The sequence below is a fragment of the Ramlibacter sp. G4-7 genome (genome assembly GCF_057784995.1).
In genome coordinates this window covers 465749-477545 of record NZ_JBYNTT010000001.1, presented here as the reverse complement: position 1 = coordinate 477545, position 11797 = coordinate 465749, and the positions used below count along the sequence as shown (strand labels likewise).

The 11797-nt window shown below is 57.3% G+C and carries 11 protein-coding genes; all 11 read left to right on the top strand.

Going from position 1 to position 11797, the window contains the following annotated elements; translation table 11 throughout:
- The first annotated feature begins 114 nt into the window (after positions 1–114).
- The 11 genes from AC3EGR_RS02325 to AC3EGR_RS02275 all read left to right on the top strand — a co-directional run bounded on the left by AC3EGR_RS02325 (position 115) and on the right by AC3EGR_RS02275 (position 11788).
- On the top strand, positions 115–1212 hold the full coding sequence (locus AC3EGR_RS02325; RefSeq protein ID WP_488544814.1) for an MraY family glycosyltransferase: 1098 nt from the start codon (positions 115–117) through the stop codon (positions 1210–1212).
- A gap of 30 nt (positions 1213–1242) precedes the next feature.
- Positions 1243–2085 (top strand): glycosyltransferase family 2 protein, encoded by an 843-nt coding sequence (locus AC3EGR_RS02320; protein WP_488544813.1) that lies wholly within the window; start codon positions 1243–1245, stop codon positions 2083–2085.
- Positions 2086–2686: 601 nt separating this feature from the next.
- Positions 2687–3871 (top strand): glycosyltransferase family 4 protein, encoded by a 1185-nt coding sequence (locus tag AC3EGR_RS02315; protein WP_488544812.1) that lies wholly within the window; start codon positions 2687–2689, stop codon positions 3869–3871.
- Between the two features lie 8 nt (positions 3872–3879).
- The gene (locus AC3EGR_RS02310; RefSeq protein WP_488544811.1) at positions 3880–5076 is read left to right on the top strand and encodes a glycosyltransferase family 4 protein; all 1197 of its coding nucleotides are present in this window, start codon (positions 3880–3882) and stop codon (positions 5074–5076) included.
- Positions 5073–5723: a hypothetical protein gene (locus tag AC3EGR_RS02305; protein WP_488544810.1), complete on the top strand. Its 651-nt coding sequence runs from the start codon at positions 5073–5075 to the stop codon at positions 5721–5723. The genes AC3EGR_RS02310 and AC3EGR_RS02305 overlap by 4 nt, the downstream gene beginning before the upstream one ends.
- Positions 5720–6421 carry a nucleotidyltransferase domain-containing protein gene (locus AC3EGR_RS02300; protein WP_488544809.1) on the top strand — a complete coding sequence of 234 codons (702 nt, stop codon included), beginning with the start codon at positions 5720–5722 and terminating at the stop codon, positions 6419–6421. Before AC3EGR_RS02305 ends, AC3EGR_RS02300 begins: the two co-directional genes overlap by 4 nt.
- Positions 6418–6861, top strand: a complete 444-nt coding sequence (pssD, locus tag AC3EGR_RS02295; protein ID WP_488544808.1) for a PssD/Cps14F family polysaccharide biosynthesis glycosyltransferase — start codon at positions 6418–6420, stop codon at positions 6859–6861. The genes AC3EGR_RS02300 and pssD overlap by 4 nt, the downstream gene beginning before the upstream one ends.
- The gene (locus AC3EGR_RS02290; RefSeq protein ID WP_488544807.1) at positions 6858–7334 is read left to right on the top strand and encodes a glycosyltransferase; all 477 of its coding nucleotides are present in this window, start codon (positions 6858–6860) and stop codon (positions 7332–7334) included. The genes pssD and AC3EGR_RS02290 overlap by 4 nt, the downstream gene beginning before the upstream one ends.
- Positions 7335–7965: 631 nt before the next feature.
- The gene (locus tag AC3EGR_RS02285) at positions 7966–9114 is read left to right on the top strand and encodes a DUF4091 domain-containing protein (RefSeq protein WP_488544806.1); all 1149 of its coding nucleotides are present in this window, start codon (positions 7966–7968) and stop codon (positions 9112–9114) included.
- A gap of 2 nt (positions 9115–9116) precedes the next feature.
- Positions 9117–10670 (top strand): flippase, encoded by a 1554-nt coding sequence (locus AC3EGR_RS02280; RefSeq protein ID WP_488544805.1) that lies wholly within the window; start codon positions 9117–9119, stop codon positions 10668–10670.
- The gene (locus AC3EGR_RS02275; protein WP_488544804.1) at positions 10667–11788 is read left to right on the top strand and encodes a glycosyltransferase family 4 protein; all 1122 of its coding nucleotides are present in this window, start codon (positions 10667–10669) and stop codon (positions 11786–11788) included. Before AC3EGR_RS02280 ends, AC3EGR_RS02275 begins: the two co-directional genes overlap by 4 nt.
- The last annotated feature ends 9 nt before the right edge of the window (positions 11789–11797 follow it).

Sequence of the window (11797 nt, the reverse complement as noted above, 5' to 3'; positions counted from 1 at the left end):
GTGTAGCTCAGCAGTTGAAATAGAATTCATAACGTTCTGTCACAAGGCGTGCCAGAGGGGGGACGGCCGCAAAGTCCCAAAGTAGTAACAAAAAAAGCAGTCGGAGGGTGCCCCATGCTGAGCTCATACGCCGCCATCGGCGTCACGGTGGTCGCGTCGTTTGCGCTTGCGTATTTGTTGGTGGTGAGCGCGAACAAGCACGGCCATCTCACGATGGATCGGCCAGGCGCCATCCAGAAGTTCCACGATGTCCCCACGCCTCGCGTCGGCGGTGTAGCGATCTACATCGCGCTGACGGTGGGCTGCTTTGTCATGCCCGGCGCAGCCGAGCGCAAGTTGCTCGCCACGCTGCTGCTCGCCGGCATGCCGGCGCTTTTGATCGGGCTGCTGGAAGACGTGACGAAGCGGGTGGGCGTGAGCACGCGGCTGCTGGTCACGATGGCCAGCGGGGCACTGGCCGTGTGGGTGACAGGCACCGGCCTGACGCGGGTCGAAATCGGGCCCGTCGACATGCTGCTGTCGTACTGGCCCGTCGCCCTGGTCTTCACGGCGTTCGCGGTGGGCGGGGTGGCGAACGCCATCAACATCATTGACGGCTTCCACGGCCTCGCGAGCGGCACCATGATGATCTCGCTGGGTGCCTTGGCCGCGATCGCTCTCAGCGTCGGCGATCTCCCGCTGGCGCTCGTCGCAGTGTTAGTCGGTGCCGCCGTGTGCGGCTTTTGGTTGGTGAACTTCCCCTGGGGCAAGTTGTTCCTGGGAGACGGGGGCGCCTACTTCGCCGGCTTCGCGCTGGCCTGGCTTTCCGTAGAAGTCCTTGCGCGCAACGCGAGTGTCTCGCCCTGGGCCAGCGTCCTGGTGTGCGGCTATCCCACCATCGAAGTCGCTTACAGCGTGATACGGCGGCGAAAACAACGGCTCTCGCCGGGGGCTGCCGATCGCCACCACCTTCACAGTCTGGTGGCTACGCAGATCGTCCAGCCGCGTCTGCAATACCTTAGCCCCAACCTGCGCAATGCCTCTGTGTCCCTCGTGATGTGGCTTTGCGCGCTTGCGCCAGTGGTGCCGGCCGTGCTGTTCCCGTCTCGGCACGACATTCTGCTGGCCGGCTTGCTCGCCTGCTTCCTTGGTTATCACCTTTTCTATCAACACGTGGCTGCGTCGGCTCCTGCCATGAACGAGCAGCCCGATCGTGTGGACGTTTGCGCCTAAAGGGCGTGGCTTCTACGCAAGAGGATTCAGATGCGATTGAGTGTCATCATCATCGAGTATCGGTGCATGAACACCGTACATGCATGCCTAGATACAATTGCCAAGCACCTTGGCGGCGTCTCTCATGAGTGCATTGTCCTTTCGAATTCGTCCTACTCAGACACCGAGATTCGGGAGCACCAGTCGCGTCTCTCGCCTCGAGTCAAGTTTATCTCGAGCGGCGACAACTTGGGATACGCAGGTGGCGTGAATGCTGCTCTCAAGTACGCAGCCGGCGAGTACATCTATCTGCTGAATCCTGATGTGCTACTGGCGGATAGTGCTGCAATTGACTTGATGGAAGCCATGGATGCTGACAGGGCATGGGCTTTCGCAGGACCCCAGGTCCGTGACAGTGCAGGCAGCGTACAACCCTCGTGCCGTCGGTTTCCGAAGCCCTGGACCTTTCTGCTTGTGAGAAGCTATCTAGCTGCTCTCCCCGGATCGTCGAAAGAGCTCCACCGCTATCTGATGCAGGATTGCTCCCGGGAGGGGAGGCAATGCGTCGACTGGCTCTCAGGCGGCGCTATGCTGCTAAAGGCCTCGGCGATCAAGACGATTGGCGGCATGGATGCTCGGTTCTTCCTCTACATGGAAGACGTTGATTGGTGCAGAGCAGCTTGGCAGCGTGGCTTCAAAGTCGTTTACGCGCCAGAATCGATAGTGATCCACTCGGGTCAGCACCAAAGTATCTCGACCATCCTGAACCGCCATTTTTGGTGGCACCTCAGCAGCTTGGTCAAGTACTTTGCCAAGCACCGGGGTATGTCGCTGCCGACGTCGGACCAATACGAGAGGTCCCGTTCACCGAGTCTCCTCGGCGAACTGGCTTAGGCCTCGGCCACGAGGGTTACGTCGCCTTACTTGACAGCGTGTCTATGGCGTGTGGCATGAGTCGCCGGGCGCGCCCCAATGCCAGCGGTGACCCAGATGATAGTAAGGCATTTCGTTCCTCGCGCCCAGCTAGCGTCAAGAAGCGAGGACACAAGGAGCGCGACACCCATCTGCTCGGAACTGCTTCGCCGAAGAGCGCGATTCGAGAGGGCCCATCGTCAAAGTTCCAGCCATTTCTAGGACGCCTCGCGCTTGAGCACAACAGCAACATGCCAAGAGCTACGTGTAGCAAATTTGACGTTCTCGTTCAAGAACATTCCCGCGGCCCAACTCGGCTGTTAGAGTGCTCACCAATGAGCTGGGGCCCGCAGCCAGTGAGTAGCAGTGGTCAAAGCGTCCTTCTCGGATTCGAAGTGCCGTCTCGAGGTTGGCGATCTGTCACGCCCACGAGCATGACCAAGGAGGCGAGCTTGGCGAGCGCGTTTCCGGCACGAACGGCCTCCGAATATGAAGCTCCGCACGCCGGGATTCGACCCTTAGAGCAGAAAGCGCGTCGCAAACCTGCGATGCCGGTATCCACAGTCGTCTTTGAGCCTTTCTCATGAACACACATCCGCAGGGCAGCGCGGCAGCTGCGGCGTTGCCCGGACAGAAAGGTCTCGGACCGGTCGCCTACGTCGTTTCCATGGGGAACGGAATGGAATCGTTCATATACCGCGAAGTTGACGCGCTCTACGCAATGGGCCTGCGCATCGTTCTCTTTGCCACGAAATTCAAGTACAACGACGTATTTTCGCCGAAGCCGGATTGGACGTGTTTTGCACTGCCAATGCCGAAGCTTCTTGGAAGACTGCCGCTTCTCATGGCGAGGGCGCTGGCCCATCCGAAACTGCTCGTCGAAGCCATTCGCTCGAAGAGCACTGCGGACTTTATATTCGCGCTCCACTTCGCTCCGATCATGCTTCGCCAAGGGGTGGCCCAAATACATTGCCACTTCGGGGATCACAAGCTTTTCGTGGGCTACTACTGCAAAAGAATCACTGGATTGCAGTTGAGCGTCACGATCCACTCGCACGAACTCCACGTAAATCCAAACGAAGCAATGTTTCGGAAGGCTATCCTGACCTGCGATCGCGTATTTGCCATATCCGATCTAGCCGTGGGAATCTTGAAGGAAAGATACTCCGTATCTCCCGAGCGGTTGATTCTTAGTCGCCTTTGCGTTGACACAAGCGTGTGGCGCAAGCGTCGCCCCGTGCGGGTCCTCACGGTGGCACGATTCCAGCCTCAAAAAGGCTTCGAAGATCTTTTCAAGGCTGCCCGGCTTCTCGCCGATACAGACATTGAGTTTGTTGTCGTCGGCTTTGGTCCACTTGATGTGAGAGGTTTGGCGCGTGATGCAGGCGTGGACCACAAGGTGAGCTTCTTCGACAAGCTTGGAGGCGCGCAACTACGGCTGCTGTACCAGTCGTGCGATATCTACTGCCTGCCGTCCATCACGCACTCGGAACAAGGTAAGGAGGGTGTTCCCGTCGTGTTGATGGAAGCGATGGCCTGCGGTATGCCCGTCGTCGCAACCCGATGCGGAGCAGTCGATGAAATTGTCGAAGACCTATTAGTCGATGAATCCTCACCGGAGCAGATCGCACAAGCAATACTGAGGCTCGCTGGAGACGAGCGGCTGCGCAGCTCTCTAGGGTCGCGGAATCGGAGCATCGTGGAATCGAAGTACTCGGCGTCGAACGTCCATGCATTCGCACGCGAGTTGCTGCTTGAAGTGGGGTGAGAGACGTAATGGCAACGATCGTGTTTGTCGCACATGGCGTACGCCGCGCCAACGTTCAACTGCAGCCCTGGCGCTACCTTTATGAGCTCGCCGTTCATTTTGCGAAAACCCAGCCGGTGGTTTTCGTCACCGACTCAGACGCTGCAGAAATCGATGAGGAATGGAGCCCGCAGCTCAGAGTAATCTCGACCCGCTTTCTGTCGCCAAGATACAGGACTCAGCTTGAGGCGCTCATCAAGTCGAATCAGCCGGAGCAAATCTGGTGGAGCGTAACACCACGTTCAGTGCTCTACCGTGCGAGTTGGAGGCGGCTCGGGATTCCGCTCGTTGCCGTGGTCACTTGTCCGCTGTACTCCTGGAGTCTGCTTCTGGGGGCGCTAGCGATCGGCGTCCCCTGGGCGGAGCTCAGTGCATTGATCCGGCAGAGATTGGTGCCGAGATGGGCATTCGCGGCGCTGCTAAACGACAACGCGGTGGCAGGCATCGTCACGCAGAGTCTGAACAACCGTCGGCTCCTTATTGCGGCAGGTGTCCAGGACGAAAAGATTGCCCATGTTCCTGTCGGTATTGATCACTCAGACGCGCAGAGCGTGCCGCTGTCGGAGATCGTGCGCGCGCGCACAAGGCTCGGGTTTCCCAGCGACGCCGTGGTGTACGTATATCTGGGCGCAGCACGCCGTATCCGGGGCTTGCCTGGCTTGCTTTCTGCATTTTCGATTGTGTGTCAGCAGCACTCGAACATGTTTCTGGCAGTACTCGCACGAGGGGCCGATGATGCGGTCCAGCGTTCAATTCAGCGTTCCTGTGCGAAGCTCAAGATTTCTCATCGCGTCAAGGTTGTTGGAGGATGGCTCTCACGCGACGAGGTGTGGGCCCACCTTGAAGCGAGCGATGTTGTCACTCTTCCATTCGTAGTAGTGCCTTCCGACGTACCCATAGCGATACTCGAGGCGCTTGCTCGAGGTAAACCGGTCATAGCGTCTGCTGTTGACGGCATACCTGAGCTCGTTGAAGGCCGGGGCGAGGTTGTGCACCCGCTGAAACCTCGCCACCTTTCTGAGGCGCTGGCGCGATTCGCTACGGACGTGAAGTACAGGCAGGCGATGGGCTCAGCTGCGCGCGAGTTCATGCGCACTTACCCAACTTGGCCAGCGGTCGGAATAGTTGCCGCACAAGCGCAACAAACTTGGGGGAGGCCGAGATGAACATCCCTTCAATTATCTACGTCACGGGGATCGACGGAAGCGGCAAGACGACCGTTGTGGAGTGGCTCGGACGTGAACTACAGCAGCGCGGGTGCAAAGTCGAAGTTCGCTGGTTGCGCTTCAACCACCTGCTGACCAAGCCGCTGTTGGCATTCTGTAGGCTTGTTCGACTCACCAGATACGAATCAGTTCAGGGGATTCGAGTCGGCTATCACGACTTCCATCGATCGCTTGTCGTGTCTTGGTTATTCATTGCTCTTCAGTATCTCGATGCTGCCCTCGTGCATTTCGCGTACATGGCGCGCCGTTCGAAACAGGACCGGCAAGTCCTGATCTTGGATCGCTACGTCTACGATATTTTGATCGACCTGATGATTGACACTAGGGTTCCACAATTGGACAAAACCTGGATCGGTCGTGCGTTCCTTAGGCTTCTCCCCCCGGAGTCCGCCGTGATCGCTTTGAGACGTAGTCGCGCTGATCTCGTAGTGGCCAGGCCGGAGTCTGCGGTAGACAGCAACTTCGGCTGCAGGCTCGCACTGTATGAAGAGTTGGTGACAAGGCAGAACCTGAGAGCAATAGAAAACGACGATACGTTGCAGAGTCTTTTGGATAAAGTTGCCAATCGGGTTGGTCTGAGAACATGAAGCCGAAAAAGCTGCCTGGCTTTTTGACCAACGGCGCCTCCATCGCTTTCTTCCAATCGAAGGTGGGCCGGCTGTCGTCAAACTGGGTTCTTCAAGGCATGCTGTACATGAACCCCGTGGAAGTCGCCCTGAAGCTCACGCTGGACGTAGTTGTCACGGTATTCTTCGTTGCACTTTGGGGATCCGACTCACATCCCCTCGTGTGGGTTGGCGCTGCCGCCGCTGCGCACAGTATCAACTGGGTCATCAATGGCCAGCCGGTGGCACTGTTCTTCCACCTCGACTGGGGCAGAAAAGATGCTGCTCAGTTTATTAGATATGTGGAAGGCTTGCACGATCGGCTGCAGGGCCGGGCCTACATCGCTGGCGCCGCGTCTTTCGGAAGTCTTTCTAAAGGCAAATACGGAGCGCGTTCGGACATCGACATTCGAGTTGTGCTGAGTGGGCACCCGCTAGAACGACTGCGCACCGCGATCTTCTGTTTGAAGGAACGTATTAGGGCCCTTGTCTTCCTATTTCCTCTGGATCTGTATGCGTTCGACCTCGACGAACTCCAGCGGAAGATGAAGGCGGACGAGGTTCCCGTCTTGTTTTGGGATCCTGGCAATGTTATCCATGCCGTTTACCCGCAGACGCTAACTTTCCAAGAGTTTAGAGGCCGCTTTCGAAGGGGCGTTTTGGGAGAGGTGACAGAATGAGCGTGTGCGTAGTCTGCTCCGCAGGTGGGCATCTCTCTGAAGCCATCGGTGCGGTCCGCCTCGTGAAGGCACCCATCTACTACGTAACCTATGACCAGCCTCACGTACGTGATCGGCTCGGACAAGAGGAAATGTATTTCGTAGTCGACCCGCACGTCAGCGCTCGACTTTTTGTTGTGAATGCCTGGCAGTCGTTGTCGATTTTTGTGCGTAAGCGTCCGAAGGTCGTTATCAGCACCGGCTCTGGAATAGCGCTTGCAACGTGCTTGCTCGCGAAGCTTGTGGGTAGTACTGTCATTTACATCGAGAGCGGAGCTCGAGTCCGCACACTTTCTCGCACAGGGAGACTTTTGTACCGATTCGCCGATGTTTTCATCGTGCAGTGGAAGGATCTCAGTGAGCAGTTCTCGGAAGCAATATACGGGGGCCCGCTGCTTTGATTCTTGTCCTTCTTGGCACCAACCCATATTCCTTCGGACGCCTTCTGGAAGCGGTAGACCGGTGGGCAACCGATTCCGGTGAACACGTAATTGCGCAGACTGGGTATACGCCACCGAAAGGGTTGCATGTGGAGTGTCATCCCTTCGTTGCCCATTCGCAGATTCTGCGCTGGATCGACCAGGCAGAAGTCGTGATATGCCAAGGAGGCCTCGGAAGCCTCCGAGATTGCCTTGTGGCGGGAAAACCTGTCGTTGCGGTTCCTCGAAGGCCGGAGTTAGGGGAGAGTCAGGACGTTCAGGCCGAGATAGTAGAAGCCCTCGCTAGGGAAGGCCGGGTCGTTCCAGTCGACGATGTTCGCGCCCTTGCAAGCGCCATAGAACGAGCTCGCCGGATGCCCATCCCGAAGCGCCCGGATTCGCGCATTCCGCAGATTGTTGCTGACAAAGTTCATTCTCTTCTGGGGCTGTCATGAACACCCTCCAAAGCAATCCGTTATAGCGAAGTACTAGGGAGGGAACGCTGTGGTTAGCTGGAGGCACCCTGTTGCGCAAGTGATAGCGGCACTGTGCGCGTTGTTGGTCATTCTGCCGGTACATACCGCCTCCGCTGAACCTAGCGTGGTGGGACCGCTCACGCGCGTGTTCCCATCTATCCATCCAGTGCACTTGCGCGCGAAGCACGCAGAGCTTTGGGCTGCCCGCAACGAGTACGAGACGTTCCAGATTGTCCTTGGCTCGGGCCCTGCAGCCCTTGTCAGCAAGGTCGTGGCCTCAGATCTAAGGAGAGCGGACGGGAAACTCCTGTCTGCAGACAACTTCGAATTCCGCTTTCCCGGTTATGTACATGTAGGGAAACACACCCCCAGCACCGCCGAACTAGAAATGGAAGGGACCGTGCCGGGACCTTTTCCGGATCCGTTGGAGATTCGCCCGGTAACCAGTGCTCCGATACACATTCTATGGGGAACGTGGTTCGTACCGCCGGGGACACCAGCCGGTGAGTACAAAGGCGAAATCACCATTTGGTGTGGATTAACGCCCATCACGGTCCCGGTGGCGCTACACATATGGAACTTTACGCTTCCGGCTCGCCCCAGTTTCTATATGACGAACTGGGTGCATCTCTCCCAGATCGAGTCTGGGTTTCATGTCGTACGCGGGACGCGTGAATTCTGGCAGGTAGTAGATCGGGTTGCCGCGGACATGGCGCGTCATCGGCAGAGCGTTATCTACACACCCCTGAATCTCATTTCAGCGAAAGAAAACCGTGACGGAAGCTATAGCTTTGACTTCACGCAGTACGAACGCTGGGTCCAGGTCTTTCGAACTCATGGCTTCGAACTGTTCGAGGGTTCTCATTTGATGGGTCGCTCGGGCTCGAACCTGCTAGTCCCGGACACCGCACCAAGACTAACGGCACGGTCCCCGCATGTGGACGTGAAGACCGCCGAAGGTCGGGCGTTCCTTGATCGGTTTCTGCACGACTTGCATGTGATAAACGTGCGTCTGGGCATCGCCGATCGTTACCTCCAACATGTACTGGACGAGCCCTCCCAGGGGCACATGCCGCTGTACGCACATGTCTCCACGCAAGTGCACAGGTGGCTTCCCGGTGTTCCAGTCATTGATGCGGTCACGCTGCCGTCGTCCAAAATTAAGGGGGCGATAGACATGCCCGTGCCGCTGCTTGGCTCCCCGATCCGACCATCTTCGCCAACGAGCAAGTGGGGGCAGTGGTGGTATACCGCGGTGGTTCCCACCGGAAAGGCACCTAATCGGTTTATCGATTATCCACTAGTGAAACTGCGTGCGATCCCTTGGCTAAGCTGGGGAAACGGGGTTCGGGGGCATCTCCACTACGCTTACAACTGGTGGTACACCCCATCGGGGCGGCCCGTCAGACTCGACGTCGAACAGTCAGGCAGCTACCCTCCGGGCGACGGCTTTCTCGTGTATCCGCCTCACGCAGGAGGGCGGGATCCTGTCACGAGCATGCGCTGGGAGGCGTTCCGAGACGGGATGGAGGACTACGAGTATCTCGTACTCCTCGAGAAGGCTCGGGACGCTTTAATAAGTGTGAGTGGCGAGAGCGGGGCAGCCTTGGCGCGCGATGTGAACGTCGTCATTCAGATGGTGCGCGCAAAGTTCGATGGCACTGAGACGTACCCCCGCGACCCTCGAGTATTGGAGGAACTCCGTTACCGAGCAGGAGACGTTTTGAATCGTGCGGCGACGCATGTGTCACTCGATTAGTCATGGTTGAACAACAAACAGCACCGGCGGCAGCGCATCAGCAACGAAGCCTCGTCGCTCGTACGGCCACAGTCACTCTCGCGGGGACGATTTTTCAGCTCGCAATTACTTTTGTATCCGGATGGCTGGTGGCGCGTGTCATCGGGTCGGCCGCGTTCGGCGTTTTCAACATCGCGCGAAGCCTGTGCGAAACGACTACCGTGTTCACGAAACTGGGCCTTGACATTGGCGTCGTTAGGCATTTCGGGGCGCATCCACCTGAACGCTTCGCCCAGCAGAACGGACAATTTCTCAGGGTAGCGCTAACCGTAGTGATTGCCGTTTCCGCGTTGCCAGTGGCTGCCGCTTTTCTCGGCGGCGCCAACTGGTTGGAGGGTCACGTGTATGTCTATCCCGAGTTCGGGAACGTGATTTCCGTCATGTCCTTGGCAATTCCTTTGATCGCCATCACCCAAGTGCTTGGGGGAGCTTTTCGCGGCTACCTCTTTGCGTACCCCCGAGTAGTCGCAGAGCTTTTTCTCCAACCAGTGGTGAGGGTATTGGCGATTCTCGTTCTGTTCCTGGCTGGGTGGCGACTCTGGTCGGTCGTTACGGCAACAGTGGTGTCGTTTGCTGTTTCATCGTTATACCTACTCTGGATCGCACGCCAGCGGGACATTTTTGGGCATTCGCATCGCCCCTCGTTTCAACAAAGTGTAACGTGGTCGGAGTTCAGGCGGGTGGCGTCCTACTCCTTTGTCATTTCCCTTACGGTGTCAGTTGCTGTGCTGCTGCAGAAAGTGGATGTGATGATGCTTGGATATTTCGCTCCTGCAGCCGACGTGGGCCGTTATGCACTCATTCAGATGCTGACCGGGCTAATTTTGATCTTCAACGGTGCGTTGAACCAAGCGGTCGCACCGCTGCTCGCTCGACTATTCAAAGAGGGTGACGTCGGGGAGATGCGGAGGCTTATGGATCAACATACGCGATGGGTGGCGCTGGCATCTTTGCCTCTCTTTTTTGTCATAGGCTTTCTTGGTAGTCGATTCACGCCCATCTTCGGCCGTGATTTCGAGATCGACACGATACCTGTGGCGTTGCTGGCATTCAGCCAACTAGTCCTCGCGATAATGTCCTCTGCAGGTTTCCTGCTCTCCATGACAGGTCGCCACATGCTTGAATTCCACACGATGCTATTCGCGCTGCTCTGGAACGTCGTATTGAATCTAGCGTTGATTCCTCGTTTTGGACTTTCGGGCGCGGCCGCTGCAACTCTCCTTTCAGTAGTGTTGGCGAACTCGCTGAGGATGTGGCAGGTGTATCGCGTGCTTGGCTTCGTGCCTTTGAACCGGCAGATTGCTCGGATCTCTGTCGTTGGCTTTGGATCGTTTGCATTTGCATTCGCCACCATGAGCACTTTCAATTCACGTACGGGAATGGCCTCCGCCGTCGTGGAGGGCTTGCTTTTTCTTTGCCTATACTGCTGTTTCGCGTACAAGCACGCGACAACTGAGGACGATCGAGCGATCATTGCGAAGGTGATCCTGCGACTGCTGCCTAGAAAGGCAGCATGAAAATCGCACTGTTCGGACTGCATTTTGCAGAGTACACATACGCCCTCGCTCGATCCTTGGTGCATCAAGGACACGAAGTCCTCGTGTACTTGACCCACGACAATGCTGTTCAGGAGCTCGGGGAGGAATTCTTAAGTGCCGATATTCCTCGCCTTGAGATTCGCTTTCTTCCCAGACTCGGCCCAGGAAGCGGCCGTCTCCTCATTGAGACCTTTCGTCTGAATAGACAGCTTACTGCGTTCAGTCCAGACGTCATTCACTATCAGGAATCACTGAGTTATGTATTCACCTTACAGTGGTGGCTAATTAGGCGCGCACCTCTTGTGCTAACCATCCACGATCACGTGCCTCATTCTGGCGCCGATTCGCGTCGCGGATGGCTGCCCCGGCTTCATCAGCGGCTACTCCGACACTTTGCCGACGCCATTGTTGTGCATGGTGAGAGGATTCGACGTGAGACTGTTGAACTCTTGAGGCCAGCTAAACCGGTGTATTCAGTCCCTCACGGACCGATTGGCCGCATAACGTCTAAGATGCCCGCAGCGGAATGGGAACCTGGCGCGCTCTTGTTTTTCGGTCGCGTAGAGGAGTACAAGGGACTCACATATCTGATTGCGGCTATACGCCAACTCGCGGCGGCAGGACTCAAGCCAAAGGTCATCATCGCCGGACGCGGCAGCGACCTCGACAGGCACCGAGCGCAGATAGCAAGCGATCCCCAGTTCGAACTCCACGAGGCCTTCATCGACCCGGTGGACCTGCAGTCCTTGTTTACCCGCGCTAACGCCATCGTCTTACCATACACCGACGCTACGCAAAGCGGCGTAGCTGCGATGGCGCTACAGTACGGACGGCCCGTCATCGCTACCGATGTAGGTAGCTTGGCGGAGATGGTGCGCGATGGCGTAAACGGACGGCTCGTTCCGGCTTGCGATTCGGCAGCTTTCGCGGCAGCCATCCGCGAAATACTGGAGGACCATGAATTTGCCAAACGTTTGTCCGCTGGCGCTCGGGAGCTAAGTGCGAATGAGTTGTCTTGGCAAGTCATCGGTGAGAGGACAGTCAGAGAAGTCTATTCGGTCGCGATAACAGCTGCATCCAGCAGCTACTTGCTCTGACTCGGGACC